This is a genomic window from Marivita cryptomonadis, from assembly GCF_002115725.1.
Classification (GTDB): Bacteria; Pseudomonadota; Alphaproteobacteria; order Rhodobacterales; family Rhodobacteraceae; genus Marivita; species Marivita cryptomonadis.
Genome location: NZ_JFKD01000007.1, coordinates 83725 through 105554 on the forward strand (window position 1 = coordinate 83725; position 21830 = coordinate 105554).

23 protein-coding genes are annotated in these 21830 nt (G+C 60.3%); 5 read left to right on the top strand and 18 right to left on the bottom strand.

Annotation, left to right across the window (positions count from 1 at the left end; genetic code table 11):
* Positions 1-35: 35 nt before the first annotated feature.
* The 3 genes from MCRY_RS09565 to phaR all read left to right on the top strand — a co-directional run bounded on the left by MCRY_RS09565 (position 36) and on the right by phaR (position 3170).
* Positions 36-1829 carry a PHA/PHB synthase family protein gene (locus tag MCRY_RS09565; RefSeq protein WP_085629273.1) on the top strand — a complete coding sequence of 598 codons (1794 nt, stop codon included), beginning with the start codon at positions 36-38 and terminating at the stop codon, positions 1827-1829.
* Between the two features lie 137 nt (positions 1830-1966).
* Entirely contained in the window at positions 1967-2416 is a 450-nt protein-coding gene (locus MCRY_RS09570; protein WP_085629274.1) for a phasin family protein, read from the top strand.
* A gap of 169 nt (positions 2417-2585) precedes the next feature.
* On the top strand, positions 2586-3170 hold the full coding sequence (gene phaR, locus MCRY_RS09575) for a polyhydroxyalkanoate synthesis repressor PhaR (protein ID WP_085629275.1): 585 nt from the start codon (positions 2586-2588) through the stop codon (positions 3168-3170).
* Here phaR and MCRY_RS09580 read toward each other — a convergent pair whose 3' ends face one another.
* The 13 genes from MCRY_RS09580 to MCRY_RS09640 form a co-directional block, all read right to left on the bottom strand.
* Positions 3171-4361, bottom strand: coding sequence for a DegT/DnrJ/EryC1/StrS family aminotransferase (locus MCRY_RS09580; RefSeq protein ID WP_085629276.1), 1191 nt, complete (start codon positions 4359-4361; stop codon positions 3171-3173).
* Between the two features lie 88 nt (positions 4362-4449).
* Positions 4450-5754, bottom strand: coding sequence for an NAD(P)/FAD-dependent oxidoreductase (locus MCRY_RS09585; protein ID WP_085629442.1), 1305 nt, complete (start codon positions 5752-5754; stop codon positions 4450-4452).
* Between the two features lie 103 nt (positions 5755-5857).
* Entirely contained in the window at positions 5858-7222 is a 1365-nt protein-coding gene (locus tag MCRY_RS09590) for a glutamine synthetase family protein (RefSeq protein ID WP_085629277.1), read from the bottom strand.
* Complete coding sequence (locus MCRY_RS09595) at positions 7219-7902, bottom strand: type 1 glutamine amidotransferase (RefSeq protein WP_085629278.1); 684 nt, start codon at positions 7900-7902, stop codon at positions 7219-7221. Before MCRY_RS09595 ends, MCRY_RS09590 begins: the two co-directional genes overlap by 4 nt.
* Before the next feature lie 63 nt (positions 7903-7965).
* Complete coding sequence (locus tag MCRY_RS09600; RefSeq protein ID WP_085629444.1) at positions 7966-9300, bottom strand: glutamine synthetase family protein; 1335 nt, start codon at positions 9298-9300, stop codon at positions 7966-7968.
* 83 nt (positions 9301-9383) lie between these two features.
* Positions 9384-10190, bottom strand: a complete 807-nt coding sequence (locus tag MCRY_RS09605) for an ABC transporter permease (protein ID WP_085629279.1) — start codon at positions 10188-10190, stop codon at positions 9384-9386.
* Positions 10187-11068 (bottom strand): ABC transporter permease, encoded by an 882-nt coding sequence (locus MCRY_RS09610; RefSeq protein ID WP_085629280.1) that lies wholly within the window; start codon positions 11066-11068, stop codon positions 10187-10189. Before MCRY_RS09610 ends, MCRY_RS09605 begins: the two co-directional genes overlap by 4 nt.
* A 180-nt stretch (positions 11069-11248) precedes the next feature.
* Positions 11249-11974: a transporter substrate-binding domain-containing protein gene (locus MCRY_RS09615; protein ID WP_085629281.1), complete on the bottom strand. Its 726-nt coding sequence runs from the start codon at positions 11972-11974 to the stop codon at positions 11249-11251.
* A 26-nt stretch (positions 11975-12000) separates the two neighbouring features.
* On the bottom strand, positions 12001-12774 hold the full coding sequence (locus tag MCRY_RS09620; RefSeq protein WP_085629282.1) for an ABC transporter ATP-binding protein: 774 nt from the start codon (positions 12772-12774) through the stop codon (positions 12001-12003).
* Between the two features lie 112 nt (positions 12775-12886).
* Positions 12887-13627 (bottom strand): phosphate/phosphite/phosphonate ABC transporter substrate-binding protein, encoded by a 741-nt coding sequence (locus MCRY_RS09625; protein WP_085629283.1) that lies wholly within the window; start codon positions 13625-13627, stop codon positions 12887-12889.
* Positions 13624-14061, bottom strand: coding sequence for a tellurite resistance TerB family protein (locus tag MCRY_RS09630; RefSeq protein WP_085629284.1), 438 nt, complete (start codon positions 14059-14061; stop codon positions 13624-13626). Before MCRY_RS09630 ends, MCRY_RS09625 begins: the two co-directional genes overlap by 4 nt.
* 50 nt (positions 14062-14111) lie before the next feature.
* Positions 14112-14783, bottom strand: a complete 672-nt coding sequence (locus tag MCRY_RS09635; protein WP_085629285.1) for a hypothetical protein — start codon at positions 14781-14783, stop codon at positions 14112-14114.
* Positions 14780-15547 (bottom strand): 23S rRNA (adenine(2030)-N(6))-methyltransferase RlmJ, encoded by a 768-nt coding sequence (locus MCRY_RS09640; protein WP_085629286.1) that lies wholly within the window; start codon positions 15545-15547, stop codon positions 14780-14782. Before MCRY_RS09640 ends, MCRY_RS09635 begins: the two co-directional genes overlap by 4 nt.
* A 121-nt stretch (positions 15548-15668) precedes the next feature.
* On the opposite strand from MCRY_RS09640, the gene MCRY_RS09645 reads away from it, so the two are divergent.
* Positions 15669-16709, top strand: coding sequence for a glycosyltransferase family 2 protein (locus tag MCRY_RS09645; protein WP_085629287.1), 1041 nt, complete (start codon positions 15669-15671; stop codon positions 16707-16709).
* 6 nt (positions 16710-16715) lie between these two features.
* Here MCRY_RS09645 and cutA read toward each other — a convergent pair whose 3' ends face one another.
* The 5 genes from cutA to MCRY_RS09670 all read right to left on the bottom strand — a co-directional run bounded on the left by cutA (position 16716) and on the right by MCRY_RS09670 (position 20288).
* Complete coding sequence (gene cutA, locus MCRY_RS23365) at positions 16716-16871, bottom strand: divalent cation tolerance protein CutA (RefSeq protein ID WP_244897901.1); 156 nt, start codon at positions 16869-16871, stop codon at positions 16716-16718.
* A gap of 372 nt (positions 16872-17243) precedes the next feature.
* Positions 17244-17441: a hypothetical protein gene (locus MCRY_RS09655; RefSeq protein ID WP_085629289.1), complete on the bottom strand. Its 198-nt coding sequence runs from the start codon at positions 17439-17441 to the stop codon at positions 17244-17246.
* A gap of 69 nt (positions 17442-17510) precedes the next feature.
* On the bottom strand, positions 17511-19154 hold the full coding sequence (locus tag MCRY_RS09660; RefSeq protein WP_085629290.1) for a CTP synthase: 1644 nt from the start codon (positions 19152-19154) through the stop codon (positions 17511-17513).
* A gap of 225 nt (positions 19155-19379) precedes the next feature.
* Positions 19380-19751 (bottom strand): preprotein translocase subunit SecG, encoded by a 372-nt coding sequence (secG, locus tag MCRY_RS09665; RefSeq protein WP_085629291.1) that lies wholly within the window; start codon positions 19749-19751, stop codon positions 19380-19382.
* Between the two features lie 141 nt (positions 19752-19892).
* Entirely contained in the window at positions 19893-20288 is a 396-nt protein-coding gene (locus MCRY_RS09670) for a DUF6524 family protein (protein ID WP_085629446.1), read from the bottom strand.
* 235 nt (positions 20289-20523) lie between these two features.
* Here MCRY_RS09670 and MCRY_RS09675 point away from each other — a divergent pair, with 235 nt between their 5' ends.
* The gene (locus tag MCRY_RS09675) at positions 20524-21819 is read left to right on the top strand and encodes an adenylosuccinate synthase (RefSeq protein WP_085629292.1); all 1296 of its coding nucleotides are present in this window, start codon (positions 20524-20526) and stop codon (positions 21817-21819) included.
* Positions 21820-21830 lie beyond the last annotated feature (11 nt).

Sequence of the window (21830 nt, forward strand, 5' to 3'; positions counted from 1 at the left end):
CTGCATGGCAGCATGAATAGGGGGGAAAGTTGGCCATGACAACTAACGACGTTGCCGCACCGGAAATGAGCGCGGAACTTGAGGCCAATTTGCAAAAGATCGAAACGCTGTCACAGCGTCTCGTTTCGGCCCTGTCGCATAAAAAGCAGATCAACCCGGCGCTGCACGGGCCGGATGCCATGTTGTACGGGAAGGCGTTGCAGGGCTACTGGCAGGAGTGGATGCACAACCCTGCCAAGATCCTCGAACATCAGATCGAGTATTGGGGCAAGTCGGTCACCCATTATGTCGAGGCGCAGCAGGCGCTGGCCAAGGGCAAGCTGCAGCCGCCCGAAGATCCCGGCCCCAAGGATCGCCGGTTCAAGAACCCGCTTTGGGACGAACATCCGTATTTCAACTTCATCAAGCAGCAATACCTCATCAACTCCGAAGCGATCCACAACGCGGTAGAAGATATCGAGGACATGGACAGCACCGAGAAGAAGCGCTTGCGGTTTTTCGCGCATCAGATCGTGGACATGTTCGCGCCCACCAACTTCTTTGCCACCAATCCCGATGCTTTGCAGAAAGCGCTTGAGACCGAGGGCGAGAGCCTTGTCAAAGGGCTTGAGAACCTTGTCGCGGATCTGGAAGCGAACAATGGCGAACTGGTCGTGCGTCTTGCCGATGAGGGCGCATTCGAGATCGGCACCAACATCGCCACTGCCGAGGGCGAGGTGATCTATCGCAACCATATGATGGAAGTGATCCAATACAAACCGACCACTGAAAAGGTGCGTGAGACGCCGATCATCCTGTTCCCGCCCTGGATCAACAAGTTCTATATTCTGGACCTGAAGCCAGAAAATTCGTTCATCCGTTGGGTGGTCGATCAGGGATACACACTGTTCGTTGTCAGCTGGATCAACCCGGACGAGTCCTACAAGGATGTCGGTCTCGATACGTATATCGAAGATGGGTATCTGCGGGTGATCGAAGAGGTCAAATCCATCTGCGAAGTCGATAAGGTCAATACCATCGGCTATTGCATCGCAGGCACCACGCTGAGCCTGACGCTTTCTTTGCTCAAGCAGCGGGGCGACAATTCGATCAAGTCCGCCACGTTCTTTACCACCCTGACCGATTTCGGGGATCAGGGAGAGTTCACACCGTTTCTGCAGAACGATTTTATCGACGGGATCGAATCCGAGATCGGCGATACCGGGATGCTCAAGTCATTTATCATGGCGCGGACGTTCAGCTTTCTGCGGTCGAACGACCTGATCTACGGTCCTGCCATCAAGAGCTACATGATGGGAGAGACACCGCCAGCGTTTGATTTGCTTTACTGGAATGGCGACGGGGCGAACCTGCCGGGACGGATGGCGATTCAGTATCTGCGCGGGCTGTGCCAGTCCAACAAGTTTGCCGAAGGCGATTTCGAGTTGATGGGGCATACATTGTCGCTGCGCGATGTGGACGTGCCGCTGTGTTCGATCGCCTGCGAGACCGATCACATCGCGGCGTGGAAGGACTGCTATCGCGGCGTTCAGGCGATGGGGTCGAAATCCAAGCATTTCATCCTGTCCGAGTCGGGCCACATTGCGGGAATCGTGAACCCACCGACCAAAAACAAGTACGGCCATTACACGAATGATGACCTGTCCTTGCCGTCGGAGGATTGGAAATCGTCAGCGAATTACACCGAGGGATCATGGTGGCCGGTTTGGGAAAAGTGGATGGCGAAACGGGCGGGAAAATGGGTCAAGGCACGGGAAGTAGGGGATAAATCCCATCCACCTTTGGCACCCGCACCCGGCACTTATGTATTGACCAAGGCGCGCGCCTGACCTGTGGCTGACGCCTGGTCAAAGAAATTTGCTGCAGTGCAGAAAAAGACTTGAAATGCTGCAGTGCAGCATGTATATATTCGTCATCTGCACAAGACAGCGGGGTGGGCCCGCCGAGCAGGAAAGGATTTAAGACAATGGCTAAGACACCCGACATGACAGCGACCATGAAAGAAATGATGGGCGCGTTCCCGGTTGACACGAAAGCAATGGAAGACGCTTTCAAAACAACAGCAACTCTGAACGAGAAGCTGTCCCACGTTGCAATCGAAGCGGCTGACAAGTCGGCTGAGATTTCTGCAAAGTGGACCAAAGACACCCTCGCCAAGATGGGCGAAATGTCCAAGGCGAAAACAGAGCCGGCAGACTATGCCAAGGCGATGACCGATTTCGCTTCCGCTCAGGCTGAAGTTGCTGCCGAAAACATGGCCGCATTCGCCGAGATCGCGAAGAAAGTCCAGATGGACACAGTTGAGCTGATGATGGCCGCAGGCAAGGACCTCTCCGAGGACGCAACTGCCGCAGTCAAGAAAGCAACGGCTGACGTGACAACAGCTGCCAAGAAGGCAACTGCTGCTGCAAAGTAAGCTGTTCCCGAATTAGCGTTCTCTCCTCCCAAATTGGAACGCTATATTCTGGCCGGGTCCCTCGCGGATCCGGCCTTTTTTTGTGTCCACGCCCTGTCACCAGCGCTTTCTTTTTGTGCTGCATATGCTTAGGCTGCAATGCAGCGAAGATAACGGGGGAGGGGACACCTTGGCCGAAGACCAAAATCCGCTTTTGATTAAGCGCTACGCGAGCCGACGTCTCTACAATACCGAAACATCCGATTACGTGACCTTGGAAGACATCGCTGGCTTTATCCGAGGCGGGCGCGAGGTCAAGATCGTGGATCTCAAGTCCGGGGATGACCTGACGCGTCAGTACCTGTTGCAGATCATCGCCGAACACGAAAGCCGGGGCGAAAGTGTGCTTCCGACCAATGTGCTCAACGATCTGGTGCGCAGCTATACCACCACCGCCACCAGTGCTGTTCCGCAATTCCTTGCCGCCAGTTTCGAGATGTTCCGCGACAGTCAGTCGAAATGGATGGAGAACATGGGCAAGGCCAACCCGATGTCGGGTGTGCCGGGCTTTGAGGCCATTCAGGCGCAGCAAGAGGCGTTTCTCAAGGCAATGACCGGCGGCATGTCAGGCAATTGGTCCGGCCCGTCGCAAGACGATGGTGGTGCTAAGCCGCCTTCCAAAGCGGCAGAGGCTTCATCGGGGACCGATGATCTGGACGCCATCAAAACCCAGTTGGCCGAGCTTCAGAAAAAGCTGTCGAAGCTCGACAAGTGATCAGGCTGTCGCCTGCACGGGTGGGCGCATGACGTGATCAACGGCGGACAATATGACGTCCGCCACCGCATCACATTCCGCCACTGTCAGCCGCGCTGGCAGGCGACAATCGCAAGCGCGCGACAGCATCATCCGTGTCTTGGGCAGGGCGGGTGCGGGTCCAAGGAACTCCCAGTTCCAGAACGCGCGGGCATTGTCGGTGCTGCGCCCAAAGACCTGAATCGCCACACCCATCGCCTTGGCGGTCTCGACAAAGGCATCCACATCGGCGTCTGTCATGTCACACAGGGTGAACTGGAGCGAATCCGGCGCGCGGTCTTCCTGCGGAAGTGACGGCGGCACGGTGATCCAAGATGACTGGTCAAGTCGGGCGGCCACGTGATCATGGTTGCGGCGGCCATCGCGCACGCGGCGGTCCAGCTCTGCCAGTTGCGGGCGGATCACCGCGGCCGAGAGGTTCGACAGGCGCAGGTTATAAAGCGGCAGCTTATTCTGCCACTTGGCAAAGGCGTCGTGCAGGACAGGGTGTTTCTTCCAGTTGTGTTCGTACGCGCCCGACAGGATCACCGCGCGGGCGATCAGGTCGGCATCGTCTGTCAGAAGGATACCCCCTTCGCCTGCGTTGAGCATCTTGTAGCTTTGAAAGCTGAAACAGCCGACATGGCCCAGCGTGCCGATCCGTTGCCCGTTCCAGCGGGTGCCAAGCGAATGCGCTGCGTCTTCGATCACCGGAATGCCGCGGTCGTTGGCCAGAGTCAGGATCGCGTCCATATCTGACGTATGTCCCCGCATGTGGCTGATCATCACGGCCTCGACATCGTCGATCTTGGCTTCGAAATCGGCCATGTCGATGCGGTAGCTGCCATCCACTTCGCATAGCACAGGCACGCAATCGGCATGTACGATCGAGGACGGCACGGCGGCAAAGGTGAAAGCCGGGATCAGGACGCGCGCGTCGCGTGGCAGGCCAAGCGCCTTGAGCGACAGGAACAACGCGGCGGAACAGCTGCTGACCGCCAGCGCATATTTTGCGCCCATCATCGCGGCGAATTCTTCCTCGAGCACAGATACGGGCGCGCCTTCAGCGGCGGTGTAGCGGAACAGGTCGCCCGATTGCAGCAGGCGGTCGATCTCGTGCCGGGCGGCTTCGGGGATGGGTTCTGCGTCATGCATGTTCGGAAGATCTGCCATAGCTGCGCCTCTTATCTGTTCTGTATCCAGCATACGCGCTGTCACGTCAGTATGACAGAGGTATGACAGGTTATGCGCGTGTCGAGGGTCAGACGCCAAGACGGTCGCGCATCGCGTACCACGACATGGCGAGTTTCAGGATGGGGGTGCGCATGATGCCACCTCCGGGGAAAGGCGTATGCGGCACCGTGTTGAACGCGGCAAAACCTTCGGACGGACCACGCGTGGCCTCGGCCAGCAGTTTGCCCGCTTGGATTGCGTTGCCGACGCCATGACCGGAATAACCCGAGGCCGACAGGATGTTGGGACGCACGCGAGCGAGGTAGGGCATCCGCTTGATCGTGATCGCCAAGGTGCCGCCCCAGGCATAGTCGATGGGCACATCACGCAGATGCGGAAAGATCACCGACATCGGTTTGCGCACAAGCGCGGGGATGTCCGACGGGAAGCGGTAGCCATAGGTTTCGCCGCCGCCGAACAACAGACGGTTGTCGTGGGTCAGGCGGAAGTAGTTGACGACAAAGCGGGAATCCGCAACGGCCACATCCTGCGTCAACACTTTTGCGGCGTCGTCGCCCAAGGGTTCTGTGGCCACGACATAGTTGTTGATTGGCATCACCCGTGCTGTCACCTGCCGATCAAGCCCGCCCAGATACCCGTTGCCGGCGAGGATAACGTGATCGGCGATCACATGACCCGCATCGGTGCGCACCGTGACCTTTGGCCCGGGCCGGATGTCATGCACATGGCTGCGCTCGTGAATGCGCGCGCCAGCCTTTGTGGCAGCCTCGGCCAGACCCAGCGCCAGCCGCAGCGGGTGCAGATGCGCCGCCCCCATATCAAGCGTGCCGCCGATATAGTCGGGCGACGGGCAGAGTGCGTTGAAGGCATCACGGTCGAGCGATTTGATCTGCGTGTAGCCATAGCGCTTTTGCAGGTGTTCGGCATAGTCGTGCAGGTCGGTCACATCCGCCGGGCGCGACGCGGCCCAAGCGATGCCGTCCTTGAGATAGCAGTCGATGCCGTGTTTCGCGATCAACCCGCGCACCAGCGCTTTGGCGTCCTCACCCAAGTCCCACAGCAGGCGGGCGGTGTCCGACCCAACCATCTTTTCCAGCGTGACTTGGTCCTGCCGCTGCCCCGACCCCAATTGTCCGCCATTGCGCCCAGACGCCCCAAAGCCCACGCGGTGTGCATCAAGCAGCACCACATCCATGCCCATCTCGGCCAGATGCAGTGCCGCCGACAGGCCGGTATACCCACCGCCGACGACACAGACATCGGCGCGGGTTTCGCCTTGCAACGGGGCAAATGGCGCAAGCGGGGTCGTTGTCGCGGCGTACCAGCTTTGGGGATAGGCCCCACGGGTGTCATTGCTGAACAAAAGGTTCAAAACGCGGTCCTGATCTTCTTCTTTTTCCAAATATGCCGGGGAGCGCGAGGGGCAGAGCCCCTCGCATTGGTCGGACCGGATGCGCCGGTCCGAACCCTTTGGGTCAGACGTTGAGCAGCAGGTGCTCGCGCTCCCACGGGCTGATCACCTGCAGGAATTCCTCGTACTCGGTACGTTTGACGATCGAATAAACGCGGCAGAATTCCTCGCCGAGGATCTCGTGCAATTCCGTCGCTTCTTCGAACACCTGAAGCGCCTGTCCAAGAACCTGCGGAATGTCCGCTTCGCCCTCATAGGCGTCTTTCTTAAGCGGCTTGGACGGCCACTTTTCGTTCATCAGGCCAAGATACCCACAGGCCAGAGACGCGGCGATCCCGAGATAGGGGTTGCAGTCCATCCCGGCGAGCCGGTTTTCGACCCGGCGGCTGGCTGGGCCCGACAGGGGGATGCGGATGCCCGTGGTGCGGTTGTCGCGGCCCCAGGCAAGGTTGATGGGGGCGGCGTGTTCTTTCACGTAGCGGCGGTAGCTGTTCACGTAAGGCGCGAGCACAGCGATAGCGGCTGGCGTATAGGTCTGAAGGCCACCGATGAAGTGGAAAAACGCGTCGGTTTCGCCGCCCTGAGGACCAGAAAAGATGTTTCGCCCGGTTTCGATATCCATGATCGAATGGTGGATATGCATGGCGCTGCCCGGTTCGTTCTCAATCGGTTTCGCCATGAAGGTGGCAAAGCAGTCGTGGCGCAGGGCGGCTTCACGGATCAGGCGTTTGAAGTAGAACACCTCATCCGCCAGCTTGACCGGATCGCCGTGGCGCAGGTTTATTTCAAGCTGGCCTGCGCCGCCTTCCTGCGTGATGCCGTCGATCTCGAAGCCTTGGGCTTCGGCAAAGTCGTAGATGTCGTCGATGACGGGACCGAATTCATCGACGGCGGTCATGCTGTAGGCCTGACGCGCGGCCGCCGGGCGTCCCGAGCGGCCCATCATCGGCTCGATCGGTTTCGCGGGATCAAGGTTGCGCGCGGTAAGGAAGAATTCCATCTCGGGTGCGACCACCGGTTCCCAGCCTTGCTGACGATACAGATCGACCACGCGTTTGAGCACGTTGCGCGGGGCATAAGGCACCGGCTTGCCTTTGCGGTCATAAGCGTCGTGGATCACCTGAAGCGTCCAGTCACCTGTCCAGGGTGCTGCGGTTGCCGTGCTCATGTCGGGGCGCAGGATCATGTCCCGTTCGATGAAACCGCCATCGTCTTCGTCGGCCGCTTCGCCCCAATCGCCGGTGATGGTCTGGAAAAAGATCGAATCCGGCAGGTGGAAATATTCCTGCCGTGCGAATTTCGACGCGGGCACAGCCTTGCCGCGTGCGATGCCGGGCAGGTCGGCGATGATACATTCGACCTCGTCAAGCCTGCGGTTTTCCAGAAACGCGCGGGCGGAGTCGGGGAGACTGTCTGTCCAGTCGGTCATGCGATGGTTCCTTCGCGGAAGAATTTGGCGAATTGGTCGGCCATGCGCCCATTGTCGAGCGGTCGGCCCATGCGGCTGCGGGCGTCCTGCATCAGGTCGTCAGGGACCACGCCTTTGCCGCGCGTCTCGATCAGGCCCGTGATGAAATCATCCCCGTATTCCGGGTGTGGTTGCACGGTGTAGGCCTTGCCCGGATAGAGCAGCGCCGCATGGGCGCAGTGGGCGTTCGAGGCAACAACCTGTGCGCCCTCTGGGGCTTTGACGACCTGATCCTGATGCCACGCGTTGACGGTCATTGTGTCGCCGCCGAAATCATATTCCTGCTGCCCCACAGCCCAGCCGCCTTTGAACTTTTCCACCGTTCCGCCCAGTGCCTGCGCGATGATCTGGTGGCCGAAGCACACGCCGATCAGGGGGCGGCCTGCTGCAACAATGTCGCGGATGAGCTGCTCCAGCGGCGGGATCCACGGGTGATCTTCGTAAGCACCGTGCTTGGATCCGGTGATGAGCCAGCCATCGGCATCCTTTGGCCCGTCGGGAAACACGTTCTCGACAACCGACCAGGTTTGGAATGTGAAGCCTTTGCCCGCGAGCATACGCTCAAAGAAACCGGGATACTCGCCGAACGACCCTTTGAGTTCGTCCGGTGCAAGACCCGTCTGCAAGATTCCGATTTTCATGAAGCACCAAGGTGTTTGTGGGATCAAGCTATGCGTTCTGTGGGCGCACAGCAAGGGACGCGCCTAGACCGTGTCGAGGTATATTTCGACCCGTTCGTTAGGCGTCAATTCGTCCATGTAGTGGATTTCCTGTTTCTTGGTCTGCACAAGGTTGCGGATCAACTCGTCATGGAAGATGCGCGGCATGACCGTGCTGTTCTCAAAGGCGGCCACTGCGGTGGGCCAGTCGGCTGGCACCTGTGGCAGATCAAGCGCGTAGGCGTTGCCTTTGACCGGGGCGGGCGGTGTTGCGCCGTCTTCGATTCCGACCAGTGCTGCGCCAAGGATGGCGGCCAACGTCAGGTAGGGGTTTACATCGCCACCCGCCACACGGTGTTCAACGCGTCGCGCTGCGGGGCTGCCGGAGGGCACGCGGATCGCCACGGTGCGGTTTTCATAGGCCCAAGCGATGCCTGTCGGGGCGTGTGCGTCAGGGACCAAACGGTCATAGCTGTTCATGTGTGGGGCAAAGAGCAGGGTGCTGTCATTCATGCCGTTCAGGCATCCGGCAATGGCATTGTGCAGCATCGGCGTGCCTTCGGGGCCGCCATTGTCGAAGACATTGCGCCCTTGTTCGTCCAGCACCGAGAAATGCGTGTGCATCCCCGATCCGGCGTAGTCGGGATAGGGTTTTGCCATGAAAGATGCTGCAAAGCCGTGGCGGCGAGCCAGACCTTTGACCAGCATCTTGAAGAGCCACGCATCGTCGGCGGCGCGCAGGGCATCGTCGCAATGCATCAGGTTCATTTCGAACTGACCCAGACCCGCCTCGGAAATCACTGTGTCGGCGGGAATGTCCATCGCTTCGCAGGCGTCGTAGAGATCGGTGAAGAAGCGGTCGAACTGGTCGATGAGGCGGATCGACAAGATCTCGCCTGCCTTACGGCGCTTGCCGGAGCGGGGCGAGGCGGGCACTTGCAGGTTGCGGGTGCTGTCGTCGATCAGGAAAAACTCGAGCTCCATTGCCACCACAGGCGTCAGGCCGCGTGCCTTGTAGCGCTTCACCACTGTGTTGAGCGCGTGGCGCGGATCGCCTTCGTAGGGCTCGCCTGTTTCGCGGAACATCCAAAGCGGCAGCAGGGCGCTGGGGGCTTCGAGCCACGGCATCGGGACAAAGCCACGATCGGTGGGCCAGAGCAGCCCGTCGGCATCGCCCGCTTCGAACACCAGCGGGCTGTCGTCGATGTCTTCGCCCCAGATGTCGAGGTTCAGAACCGAGAGCGGAAACCGCGTGCCGCCATCAAGCACCTTATCGGCAAAGCGCGCCGGCACACGTTTGCCGCGGGCCTGACCGTTGAGGTCCGATGCCGCAACCCGGATCGTGCGGACCTGCGGGTTCTTGCGGAGCCAGTTTCGAATATGGGAGTCCATTTAAGTGCCGTTTTCAATAATTTGATCAAATTTAGAAATAGGCGGTGTGACCCCGACTTAGCAAGCGAAATTCAGCGAATGATGTTGAGTTTAAGCTTCATCTTGGCGCGGGACTCTTGCGGCAGATGCCGGTTGAGGCGGCGATTGATCAAACCGAACAGGCTGATGATGCACAGGGTCAGGAGGATGAAATAGAAGGCAAGGATCGGGTAAGGAATGAACGGGTTAAAGGTCTTGTCGGCAAAGAAACTGGCGTAGTAGAGCGCGTCGCCGCGTTGCTGCCATGCCGGGAACCCTGAGAAGTAAACCAGTGTGGTGGCGTGGAAGAGAAAGATCGCCTCGTTTGTGTAGGCAGGCCATGCAAGACGCAGCATGGTAGGCCATGTCACCCGTTTGAAGCGCGACCATCCTGACATGCCATAGGCATCGGCGGCCTCCATGTCGCCGCGCGGGACCGATTGCAGCGCGCCGTAGAAAATCTCGCCGGAATAGGCGGCGGTGTTCAGGAACAGCACGATCAATGCCCCCAGCCAAGCCGAGGTGAACGGATCGAAGATCGGTGAGAGCGGCTTGAGAGACAGGAACAGGAAATAGGCAAAGAAGAACTGGATAAAGAGCGGTGATCCCCGGAAGAGAAAGATAAACCACGTGCTGGCCTTTTGCAGGACCGGGTTCTTTGACGCCTTGCCCAAGGCCACGGCGGTGGCAAGAAAGAAGCCTGAACACAGCGCCAGCACGCCGAAATAGATGTTCCAGATCATCCCCGAGCCGATCAGGGTGAATTGCTGACATAGGGTGTAGCCTTCGCGGGGCAGCACGCGTTCGCCAATCCCGATGGAGCGCAGGCCGTAATCGGCGATGGTTTCCCAGCAACTCATGCCGCTTTCCTCTGCGCTTCGCCGCCCAAGGTGGCTTGGCCGTGCGTCAACTTTTGCATGACCTTGTCGAGTACGATTTCCGAGACACGGGTGAACAGCAGGTAAAACACCAGCAATCCAAAGAAGTACCACATGCGCCAATCCCCGTGCGGATAGTCGGTAAACCGCGCGGTCTTGGCGCCGCCCAATTCGCGCGCCCAGTAGACGATGTCTTCGACGCCCAGCAGGAACAGGAGCGGTGTCGCCTTGATCAGAACCATCCAGAGGTTGGACAGGCCGGGCAGGGCAAACACCCACATTTGCGGCACGAGGATGCGCCAGAACACCTGACGGCGCGTCATGCCATAGGACTCGGCTGTTTCAAGCTGGTTGTGCGGCACGGCCCGCATCGCGCCGTACAGCACGTTGGCGGCAAACGCACCGAACACGATGGCAAATGTCAGGACGGCCAGCAGGAACCCATAGGTTTCGTGCACCCATTGCGGGGAGTTGCCCAAAGGGAGCTTGGCGATGTCACAGACGACAAAGTCGTTGCCCTGCCAGATGTCGGCTTCCCAATCGGGGCATTTGATTTCGTGGCGTATCCATTCGAACAACTGGTCGAGAGCGATCACGAAGAACAGAAAGAACGCGATGTCCGGTACGCCGCGCACGATCGCGATATAGGCTTTGCCGAACCAGCTGAGCGGTGCAAAATGCGAGCGGGCGCTGGACGCTCCGAGAAAGCCAAAGGCCAAGGCTGTTGGGGCGGTGATCGCCAGAAGCAACAGCACGGTGAACACCGACGTGTAGATCGCCATGTGTTTCCCGGTGGTCAGGTAGCAGGCCATCCATGCGAAGTCGCCAAGCGACGCGGGATCGACACAAAAACTGAACATCTGTTCCCCTGATCGGCTTTGGGTTGGAGCAGTCTTGCACGTCCCTGCTGTGCTTGACAATTCCTGTGTGGTGTAACGTCTTGAGCGATTTCAGGAAAACCGTCGTGACGCATCAGTCTTGGGCAGAAACAAGAAGGGGCCGCACCAGCGACCCCTTTTGGTTTTTCACGCGCAGTCGGATCAGAAGCCCGGTCCGATTTCCCACTTTGCGAGAAGCGCGTTCAGTGTGCCATCGTCCTTCATGGAAGTGATGGCCGCGTTGAACTTGTCTTTCAACTCGGAATCGGATTCGCGGATGCCCATGCCCACGCCGCCGCCGATGAGTTCCTGCCGCTCGAGCAGAACGAGGTCGGCGTTTTCTTCTGCGATGGGGCGCAGATAAGCGTCGTCCGCCAGAACTGCATCGGCTTCGCCATTGCGTACGGCGGCGACTGTTTCGTCCGGAGTGGCGAATTCCACAAGGGTCGCACCGCTGGAGGCAATGAAGGCCGCCTGAATGGTGTTGGCCTGTGCCGCAATCACGCCGCCGTCAAAATCCACGTCCGCGCCGTCAAGAGCGAGGTAGGAGGAGGGATCAGGCTGGGTGTAGTTCTGGGTAAAGTCGATCACTTCGTCGCGTTCGTCGGTGATCGACATGCCCGCGATGATCACGTCGTAGTTGCCCGACACAAGGTTCGGAATGATGCTGTCCCATTCGTTGGTAACCCATTCACAGGTCAGTTCAGCGCGGGTGCAAAGCTCGTCGCCGAGTTCACGCTCGAACCCGTCGACTTCGCCGGCATCGTTGATGAAGTTGTACGGAGGGTAGGCGCCTTCGGTGCCCATGCGGACAACGGAGTGGCTGCCGGCGAACGCAACAGAGGCCGTGATGGCCAGTGCGGCTGTGCCGAGAAGGATGGATTTCATGTCTATTTCTCCCGTTCTTATTGTTGTTAATCGGCCATTGTCGAGGACAAGAAGCCCCGCAACCGTTCCGATTTCGGTGCGCCGAACAGGCTGTCCGGTGCACCTTCTTCCTCGATCAGGCCTTGATGCAGGAACACGACGTGGTTGCTCACGTCGCGGGCCATTTTCATGTCATGGGTGACAATCAGCATCGTTCGGCCTTCTGAGGCGAGATCCCTGATGACTTTGACGACTTCCTGTTCCAGTTCCGGGTCCAGTGCCGAGGTCGGTTCATCGAACAAAAGCGCCTCAGGCTCCATGCAGAGCGCGCGGGCTATGGCAGCGCGTTGTTGCTGGCCGCCCGACAGCATCGCGGGGTAGGCGTCGCATTTGTCGCCGATGCCCACTTTGTCGAGATAGCCGCGTGCCGCGTCTTCGGCTTCGGCCTTGTCGCGGCCCAGCACAGTTACGGGGGCTTCCATCACGTTTTGCAGGATCGTCATGTGGGACCAGAGATTGAACTGCTGGAACACCATGCTGAGATTCGTGCGGATGCGCAGTACTTGTTTTGCGTCAGCAGGGTGCCGACCAAGACCTGTGCCTTTCCAATGGACACCTTCACCCTTGAACAGGATGTCACCCTGCTGGCTGTCCTCAAGCAGGTTGGCACAGCGCAGGATGGTGGATTTCCCTGAACCCGATGATCCGATCAATGAGACAACGTCGCCGCGACGCGCAGTGATGTCGACGCCCTTGATGACTTCAAGGCTGCCATACTGCTTGTGCAGGTTGCGTATTTCCAGGACTGGGGTGTCTGTCACAAAGCGCTCTGGCAGGTTGGGTCAAAGATGGAGCGCAGGATGACTGCAAAACTGGGCGCGATGCAATGCGGAAAGCGACGGAACCGGTTGGAACCTGCACGATAACCCTGCGTCAGGCAGGGGGTGGCGCAGGAATGGGCTGTTTCAGGTAGTTTTGGACGTCCAGGACGCAGAAAGTCATGGGCCCGCCCATGCGGTTGGGATCTGAGGGCGAGTATGCGGCGACTGCCCTGGTCAGTGCACGACGCAGGGCTGTGGGGTCGGTGCCGTTTGCCGTGATCAAGGGCAGGCCGGGGGTTGGCCGGGTGGTGCCTGCTGGCAAAACCTTGACCGCGTTGGGATCGACCTCTTGCAGGATGCGCCATGTGACCGCGTCAAGGCAGGCGATATCAGCGCGCGCCTCTGCCACGGCGGCAAGCGAGGCGGAATGACCTCCGGTTGCCACATACGAAGTGAGGGCTGCACGGTTCGGTATGTCTTGGGTCGCAGCCCAGCCTGACTGGCTGTCGGCGCTGTTGAAGGCGAGCTTTTGCGGAGGGCTGGACAGATCGGCGCGGGTGAGGATCTGGGAATGATAATGACCGGGCGGGCCTCCGAGGCCGAAATCCAGAGTGCCGATATACTGCACCTTGCCCGCAAGTGCGGTGCGAAACGGCAAGCCGCAGGTCATCGACAGCGCAAGATCGGGGGACAGCCAATGTGTGTACCAGTCGGTGGGCAGGTCTTCGGGCGGTGTGAGATCAGGCAGCTTGATCCCTTCGGCCTGCGCACAATCCTGCAACACCGACCAAAAGGCGCGCCAAAGGTCCGCGTTCTCGGCCCGCCAGTACATTGGCAGGCTGGCGATCGTCATGCTGTGTCGACGCGTTGCCGGGCCAATGCGCTGTCGCGATCATTGACGCCCAGTAGCTTGGCCACAAGACGCAGCAGCGCGTCTTCCTCGGCCTCGCGGATGCCATCTGCCAGCACCACTTGCCACAATGCTTCAATCACAGCGATGCGGTCTTCATAGGGCACAGCCGCCTTGATCGCCGAGGTGAACCGCACCGTGTCGGGGGCTTCAGCCTCAAGTCCTTCGGCGTCGCTGCGCAGTTTGGTCGCCTCGAACGGGGACAGGCCATAGCGCGAGCCAGCGATCCGGTCGATGCGGGCTTTCTCGCTCTCGTCGTAATCGCCATCGGTACGGGCAACGCGGACAAGCAAGGCGGTCAGGGCCAGACGCGCATCGGCATCGGGCAGCGGGGCGGGGTCGGGCGCAGTGAGGCGCTTGAGGAAATCAGCAAACATATCGAGGATATATGCCGCGCTGCGCGCTTCGCCAATGGGGTATCCAGTGGTTATCCGGCCAGCGCCGTCACATCGTAGAGGATATCGTCGATTGCGATGCCGCCCGGATCGCTGTTTTGGATGGTCAGGCCGGTGATCCCCAAGTCGCTGCGCCAGCCGAAAGACAGGACGCCATGCGACAGCGGGAGGGTGAGCTGGGTGATCTGGCCGGACGCGTCGTGAAAGGTCAGCACAGCGGTTCCGGGTGCGGGGCGCTGTCCAAGGGGGTCAGGGTATTCGGCGTGCAGACGCAGACCGATGGCGGTTTGCGGTGTGTCGAAGACAAGGGCTGCGCTGCCTTCACCCCGGCCTTCGGGCAGGTCTGCGCCTTTCGGGCCAACGGGAAACAGCGCGTTTGATCCAAAGCCCATGTGATGCGCGATGGCAAAGGTCTGGCCCTGCGTGCCGGGGATCGCGCGGAGCGGCTGCGCGGGGACACCTGTCAGAACATCGAAGCCGGCGGTATCATGGGCGGTTTGACCTGCAAGCCGTTCACCGATGGTCAGCCCCGGCGCGCGCCAGTGCTGGTCGATGCGGTGGCCGGGCTCAGCCGCGCTGGGCAACGCGTCGAACCGTTCAGTCCGGTGCGGCTGGCGCAGGAGATCGTCATAGGGCACGGGCCACAGCCCGTCTGCAAATGCAAGTCCGGGCAGACAGAGAAGGGCTGCGCAAAGCCGGATCATGTCAGACGGCGGAACGCGGCGGCAAGCGGTTTCAGTCCGGCCTCCAGCCCAAAGGGCGGGTTCACCACGAAAAGGCCAGAACCGACCATGCGATGTCCGTCGCGGGCCGGAGGGAAGCGAACCTCATGCGTCAGCGCCTCGGGGTGGTCGGCTTGCAGGGCGCGCAACATGGGGCGGTGGGCACCGGAGGTCAGGATTGGGTACCAGATCATCACCACGCCGACATTCCATTTGCGGATCAGTGCCGCCAGCCATTTCGGGATCTGGGCGTAATCTGCTTTGATCTCGTAACTGGGGTCCACCAGCATCAGCCCCCGGCGCGGCGTGGGCGGGCAGAGGCTTTGCGCCAGTGCCAGACCGTCTTGCTGGTAGATATGCGTGTTGGGCGCGCGCAAGGCCTCGCGCAGCGCTGCGTGTTCCTGCGGGTGCAGTTCCGCCAGATGCAGACTGTCCTCGGGGCGCAGCAGGGCCTGCGCGATGGCGGGCGACCCTGGGTAAAGGCCGTCTGGTTGGGCCTTAAGAGCTTTGAGATAGGGATGATCTTTGGCAAACCCGTCGCGCAGCCGCGCGATGCCTTGCGCCGCCTCGCCGGTTTTGACCGCTTCGGGCGCGCTCAGATCATAGCGCCCGCGCCCGGCATGGGTTTCGATATAGCTGAGCGGTTTGGGCTTTTGCACCATGTGGTCCAGCGCCAGCGCAAGGGCTGCGTGTTTGTGGACATCGGCCGCATTGCCTGCGTGATAGAGATGTTGATAGGACAGCATGACGCCGTGATAGGCCAGTTCGCGGTGCTGCGATAGTGGTCGCGATGGGCATGTTTGGACTTGATCCCGTGACGCCATCGCGCAGAGTGGGCCGGCATAGGGGCCACAGGGAGACCGGGACATGGGCATTTTGGGCCCCGCACAGCGCGCGTGGCAAAACCTGAGAGGTCGCCTTTACATGCGCCGCGCAGCACAGCGGGTGCGCACGGGGATGCAGGTCGTGCATGGCCCGCACCTGACCAAGCTCGCAGAGCACGAAGTGGCGCTGGTTCTTGTGGGCCGCGATGTTGCCTATTTCCTTGACCATCACATTGCCCATCACCGCAAGCTGGGGGTGTCGCATATCGTCTATGTCGACAATGGATCGACCGACGGATCCATCGACATTGCGCGGCGTTGGCCGGACATCACCATCGTGACCTGTGATGCGGATTTCCGCGAGCACGAGCGCGAAATCCGGTTTCAGGCGAACACCATGGTCCTTGAAGGCGGGTGGCGTCTTGCCATCGACCCGGACGAATTGCTCGACTATCCGAATGCCGACCGCGTTCCCTTGCCCGAGCTTGCACGGCGCATGGCCGCGCGGGGGCATACCGCGCTGGTGGCGCAGATGCTCGACATGGCGTTCGATGGCCCGATCTCGGTGGCCGGGGCGATGCCCTATGCCGAGGCGGCGCACAGCTTTGACCGATACAACACAGCGGATCTGGAGCGGTTTTCCTATCACGGCTCGGATCTCGGCTGGGCGTGGTTTCTGGACCAGAACCGCGTCACCAATCCAAACATCCCCGTGCTCTATGGCGGGTTGCGCCGCGCAGCTTTTGGCGAGCCGTGCTGTCTGACCAAACACGCGCTTTTCCGCATGGGGGATGGGGTGGTGCCGCAGCCGCATCCGCATGTGACGACCGGCGTTGTCTGTACCGATTTTTCCGCCGTCTTGCGGCATTACAAACTGGCGGGCGGTGTAGTGGCGCGCGAACAAAAGCTGCTGTCCGAAAACCGCGTGGCGCATGACGAGACACGTCTTCGGGTGTCGCGCCTTGCGCAGGAGGGCGATCTGAACCTCGCGGACTATTGCGATGCGCAGGGTCCCACGGTGGAGCGGCTGATTGCGCAGGATGTATTGCAGATCACTGACGCCGCGCGCGAGATGCTGGCCTGACGATGGTCAGCCGGTGGCGGTGGTGTCAATCCAGTTCAGGAAACTCTCTGCGCCATCCGTCATCTCGACCGCCCAAAGTGCGGGTTCGTCATAGGGATGATCGCGCAGGATCAGGTTTTTGAGCGCGGGCGTATTCGACGGTTTGGCGGTGCGTGCGAGCACGCACCCTACAGACCGTTGAGCTATGCGCTTAGCGCGAATAGCACCGCAGGTGCCGCGCCATCGGTCACGCCAGAGGCGTGCCTCCGGCACGACCCGCCCCCCGGGCTGGTGATTTGGCAGGGCTGGGAGCTGCGTTCACTCTGCGCGCGGATTTGGCCGGGATAAAGCGCCTTCGTTCGACAGGAGGAGAGCCATCCCGCGGTCTGGCGTGCGTGCGTTGTGTTTCGGATGATGCGTGCGAGCACGCTTTCTACGCTTCCCAATGGATCGCTAATTACGCAACTTGCTGACAGCGATCGCGTTCTCAGCTTTCTTCTTTGCCCGAGCGTTCCAAGCATAGTAGGCAAGAAATGGTGCAGCGAGAATTCCAACTCAGTACGTCACTATCGAAACAATTAATTGAACGAAGCCCAATGCAATGAAGCCATGAACCCAAAAGTAAATTGGTCCGAACAATAAAGACCAAAGCCAGGTAAGACCGGTGCTTTCTTTAAAGCTTTCTTTAAGCAATTCTGCTTGCGCTTTGTCAGCTTTGGCTTCTGCGATCAGCCGCGCGGTGGAGTCTTCCATGCTGCTTTCTCTCCTAGGTTTTGTCAGCGGAAACTCTACATCCCAGGGTGGTGTGTGCAACCAATGATTTCAAACCAACCGCGACACATCCTTCGCCGCCCGGACAAAATCCTTGAACAGCGGATGCGGGTCAAACGGTTTTGACTTCAATTCCGGGTGGAACTGGACGCCGATGAACCACGGGTGGTCGGGCCATTCGACGATCTCGGGCAGGCGGCCGTCGGGGCTCATGCCGGAAAAGCACAGCCCGCCCTTTTCCAAGGCCTCACGGTACTTGATGTCGACCTCGTAACGGTGGCGGTGGCGTTCGGTGATGGTGGTGGAGCTGTAAACCTCGGCCACCTTGGACCCTTCGGTCAGCACCGCGTCATAGGCGCCAAGGCGCATGGTGCCGCCCTTGTCGTCGGCCACGCTGCGGTTGACGGTCTGGTTGCCCTGCACCCATTCCTTGAGGTGGTACACCACGGGCGTGAAACGCTTTTTCCCGGCCTCGTGGTCAAACTCCTCGGACCCGGCATCAGGCAGCTTGGCGACATTGCGGGCGGCTTCGATCACCGCCATCTGCATGCCAAGGCAGATGCCCAGATAGGGGACCTTGTGTTCGCGGGCGAACTGCGCCGCCTTGATCTTGCCTTCGGTGCCGCGTTCGCCAAAGCCGCCGGGCACGAGGATCGCGTGGAAGCCTTCAAGATGCGGCGCGGGGTCTTCGCGCTCGAAGATCTCGGCATCGACCCATTCGACGTTGACCTTGACCCGGTTGGCCATGCCGCCGTGGGTGAGCGCCTCGGCAATGGATTTGTAGGCATCTTCAAGCTGGATGTACTTGCCCACGATGGCGACCTTCACTTCGCCCTCTGGGTTGTAGATCCGGTCGGCGACGTCTTCCCATTTTTCAAGGTTGGGCTTGGGGGCAGGCGTGATCTGGAACGCGTCCAGTACCGCCTGATCCAGCCCTTCGCGGTGATAGGCGAGGGGGGCCTCGTAGATCGACTTGAGGTCTTGCGCCGCAATCACGCTATCGGGGCGCACGTTGCAGAACAGTGCCAGCTTCTCGCGTTCCTTGGCCGGGATCGGCCCTTCGGAGCGGCAGACGAGGATGTCGGGGGCCAGGCCGATAGAGCGAAGTTCCTTGACCGAGTGCTGCGTCGGCTTGGTCTTCAGCTCGCCCGACGCCTTGATGTAGGGCAGCAGTGTGAGGTGCATGAAGATACACTGGCCGCGCGGTTTATCCTGGCTGAACTGGCGGATCGCCTCAAAGAACGGCAAGCCTTCGATATCGCCCACCGTTCCGCCGATCTCGCAGAGCATGAAATCCACCTCATCCTCGCCAATCGAGATGAAGTCTTTGATTTCATTGGTGACATGCGGGATCACCTGAATCGTTTTGCCAAGGTAGTCGCCGCGGCGTTCCTTCTCGAGCACGTTGGTGTAGATGCGCCCCGACGAGATGGAGTCGGTCTTGCGCGCGGGCACCCCGGTGAAGCGTTCGTAATGGCCCAGATCAAGGTCGGTTTCCGCGCCATCGTCGGTCACGAACACCTCGCCATGTTCAAACGGTGACATCGTGCCGGGATCGACGTTCAGGTATGGGTCAAGCTTGCGCAGGCGCACCGAAAAGCCACGCGCTTGCAGGAGCGCGCCTAGGGCGGCAGAGGCAAGGCCTTTGCCGAGGGAGGACACCACGCCGCCGGTGATGAAGATAAAGCGTGCCATGTGTGGAAACCTCCCGCGAAGAGCTGCAAATCATGCAATCTGCGCAGCCTTCGGTGCACAGCATCACGGGATTTGACCGGTAGAGGATTCGGCGGCAAAACGCAAGGCCGAACCCCAAGATGATGTTACGTCAGATTGCTGCGCCTCAAGGGATGGTGGGTCTGTGGCGCAAAGAAAAACGCGCGGCCGGTTTGAGCCGCGCGTTGGTTCGGGGCCGGTGCCGGATCAGTCGGCGCGCGGCAGAAGCGGAGCGTTCGGGTCAATGGATGACGGCGGCGGCAGAAGGCCATCCGCGTCAAGACCGTCTGTGGTGGTTTCCTCGGACGTGTCGCCGCCTGTGGTCAGGCGATCCATGATAGAGCTGCCGGATGCATTCTGCGCCGCGATCACGGTCAGGGTCAGCGAGGTGCAGATAAACGCGATAGCGAGGATCCATGTCAGTTTGCCAAGGCCCGTGGCTGCGCTGCGCGTGCTGACCGCGCCACCGCCACCGCCGCCCATGGCGCCAAGCCCACCGCCATCAGAGCGCTGCAGCAGCACAACGCCGATCAGCGCGAGCGCAAGAAGGAGGTGGATGATGAGAACGACGTTTTCCATGGCTGTCCCGGATCTCTTCGTGAATGGGGGGTATCTAAGGCCAAGTTCGGCATGGTGCAACCCGTGATGACTGATCGGATCGCGTGTCTTTGGTCAGCGGTGTTTCAGCGTAGTCGGAAAGACAAGAAGAACGGCGCAGGATTACTCCTCAACGTCGTCCACATCCGCCTGTCCCGACAATTTGCGGCGGACGATGGACCAACTCAGTCCGATGCCCAGAACCAGTGACAGCGCGAAAATCCCGATCCACATGGTCAGCGCCCGGTTTTGCAGGTCGAGCAGGCCGAAATCATAGGCGACCCACAAGAGCGCCCCCACAAGCGCGAGGATCAGCAGCATGCCAAACGCCCCAATGGATCGAAGTGTGGCGCGAAGATAGATGATATATCCCACCAACAGCACGAGCCCCGCCAGTACCGTCACCGAAAGCTGGTTTTGCCCCTCGGTCGCGGCCCATCTGACGAAATTGTAATCCGTCGGATTGTAGGTGACCGCGACAAGGACGAAGGCAAAGAGCCAGCGCAGCAGGAATCCCATCATCTTCAGCCTTTCGTCAACACGGTGACGATTGATGGCCCGAAGCGGTGCGGGCTGTCCAGAGGGCTGTGTCAGACGGTGATGTGCCTGTGTCAATCGGGCAGAATTGAGGGGCTTGCGCCGGTGCAAGATGAAAAGTCACGCAACCGGATCGGAAAACCGGTTCCCCCCGCCAAGATTGCGCACTATACGGGCGCGGGTTTGACGGATGGAATTCCAGCAAAGGTCTAAAGACATGGCGAATGTGGTGGTCGTGGGTGCCCAGTGGGGCGACGAGGGCAAAGGTAAGATCGTGGATTGGCTCTCGGAGCGGGCGGATGTGATCTGCCGTTTCCAAGGGGGGCACAATGCCGGTCACACGCTGGTGATCGACGGGAAGGTCTACAAGCTGCACGCGCTGCCGTCAGGCGTGGTGCGCGGGGGCAAGCTTTCGGTGATCGGCAACGGTGTCGTGTTGGACCCGTGGCACCTGATGAAAGAGATCGCGACGATCCGTGCTCAGGGGGTGGAGATCACGCCCGAGACGCTGATGATTGCCGAAAACACGCCACTGATCCTGCCAATTCACGGCGAATTGGACCGGGCGCGCGAAGAAGCCGCCAGCAAAGGCACCAAGATCGGCACCACCGGGCGCGGTATTGGCCCGGCCTATGAAGACAAGGTGGGCCGTCGCTCTGTGCGGGTGGCTGATCTTGCCGACCGTGCGACGTTGGAGGCGCGGGTGGACCGGGCATTGCAGCACCATGATCCGTTGCGCAAGGGTCTGGGATTCGAACCGGTGGACCGCGATGCGCTGCTGGCGCAACTGATCGAGATCGCGGATCACATCCTGCCGTTTGCCGCCCCCGTTTGGAAGGTGCTCAACGAAAAGCGCAAGGCGGGCAAGCGGATATTGTTCGAAGGCGCGCAGGGTGCGCTTCTCGACATCGACTTCGGCACCTACCCGTTTGTGACGTCGTCCAACGTCATCGCCGGACAGGCGGCCACGGGCGTTGGCCTTGGCCCGGGCGCAATTGATTACGTGCTGGGCATCGTCAAAGCTTACACGACCCGCGTGGGCGAGGGCCCGTTCCCGACCGAGTTGGAAGATGAAGACGGGCAGCGCCTTGGCGAACGCGGGCACGAGTTCGGAACCACCACTGGGCGCAAGCGGCGTTGCGGTTGGTTTGATGCCTGCCTTGTACGCCAGACCTGTGCGACCAGTGGCGTGAACGGCATTTCCCTGACCAAGTTGGACGTGCTCGACGGGTTCGAAACGCTGAAGATCTGCGTCGGCTATGAACTGGACGGCCAGCGTTACGACTACCTTCCCACGGCAGCGGAAGAGCAGGCGCGTTGTACGCCGATCTACGAAGAAATGCCCGGTTGGTCGGATTCAACAGAAGGGGCCCGGTCCTGGGTCGATCTGCCCGCCGAGGCGATCAAGTATGTGCGCCGGATTGAGGAATTGATCGAGTGCCCGGTCGCCCTACTTTCCACCTCACCCGAACGGGAGGACACGATCCTCGTGACCGATCCGTTCGCGGATTGATCGAAAGGAGG

Bases quoted from the DNA above. Each gene is read 5' to 3' on its own strand.
- secG (WP_085629291.1), bottom strand. From the start codon at position 19,751: ATGGAAAACGTCGTTCTCATCATCCACCTCCTTCTTGCGCTCGCGCTG.
- MCRY_RS09640 (WP_085629286.1), bottom strand. From the start codon at position 15,547: ATGCTGTCCTATCAACATCTCTATCACGCAGGCAATGCGGCCGATGTC.
- MCRY_RS09615 (WP_085629281.1), bottom strand. From the start codon at position 11,974: ATGAAATCCATCCTTCTCGGCACAGCCGCACTGGCCATCACGGCCTCT.
- MCRY_RS09635 (WP_085629285.1), bottom strand. From the start codon at position 14,783: ATGATCCGGCTTTGCGCAGCCCTTCTCTGTCTGCCCGGACTTGCATTT.
- MCRY_RS09580 (WP_085629276.1), bottom strand. From the start codon at position 4,361: ATGGCAGATCTTCCGAACATGCATGACGCAGAACCCATCCCCGAAGCC.
- MCRY_RS09570 (WP_085629274.1), top strand. From the start codon at position 1,967: ATGGCTAAGACACCCGACATGACAGCGACCATGAAAGAAATGATGGGC.
- MCRY_RS09655 (WP_085629289.1), bottom strand. From the start codon at position 17,441: ATGGAAGACTCCACCGCGCGGCTGATCGCAGAAGCCAAAGCTGACAAA.
- MCRY_RS09660 (WP_085629290.1), bottom strand. From the start codon at position 19,154: ATGGCACGCTTTATCTTCATCACCGGCGGCGTGGTGTCCTCCCTCGGC.
- MCRY_RS09590 (WP_085629277.1), bottom strand. From the start codon at position 7,222: ATGACCGACTGGACAGACAGTCTCCCCGACTCCGCCCGCGCGTTTCTG.
- MCRY_RS09645 (WP_085629287.1), top strand. From the start codon at position 15,669: ATGGGCATTTTGGGCCCCGCACAGCGCGCGTGGCAAAACCTGAGAGGT.
- MCRY_RS09675 (WP_085629292.1), top strand. From the start codon at position 20,524: ATGGCGAATGTGGTGGTCGTGGGTGCCCAGTGGGGCGACGAGGGCAAA.
- MCRY_RS09630 (WP_085629284.1), bottom strand. From the start codon at position 14,061: ATGTTTGCTGATTTCCTCAAGCGCCTCACTGCGCCCGACCCCGCCCCG.
- MCRY_RS09605 (WP_085629279.1), bottom strand. From the start codon at position 10,190: ATGAGTTGCTGGGAAACCATCGCCGATTACGGCCTGCGCTCCATCGGG.
- MCRY_RS09595 (WP_085629278.1), bottom strand. From the start codon at position 7,902: ATGAAAATCGGAATCTTGCAGACGGGTCTTGCACCGGACGAACTCAAA.
- MCRY_RS09625 (WP_085629283.1), bottom strand. From the start codon at position 13,627: ATGACGATCGCCAGCCTGCCAATGTACTGGCGGGCCGAGAACGCGGAC.
- MCRY_RS09670 (WP_085629446.1), bottom strand. From the start codon at position 20,288: ATGGGATTCCTGCTGCGCTGGCTCTTTGCCTTCGTCCTTGTCGCGGTC.
- MCRY_RS09565 (WP_085629273.1), top strand. From the start codon at position 36: ATGACAACTAACGACGTTGCCGCACCGGAAATGAGCGCGGAACTTGAG.
- MCRY_RS09610 (WP_085629280.1), bottom strand. From the start codon at position 11,068: ATGTTCAGTTTTTGTGTCGATCCCGCGTCGCTTGGCGACTTCGCATGG.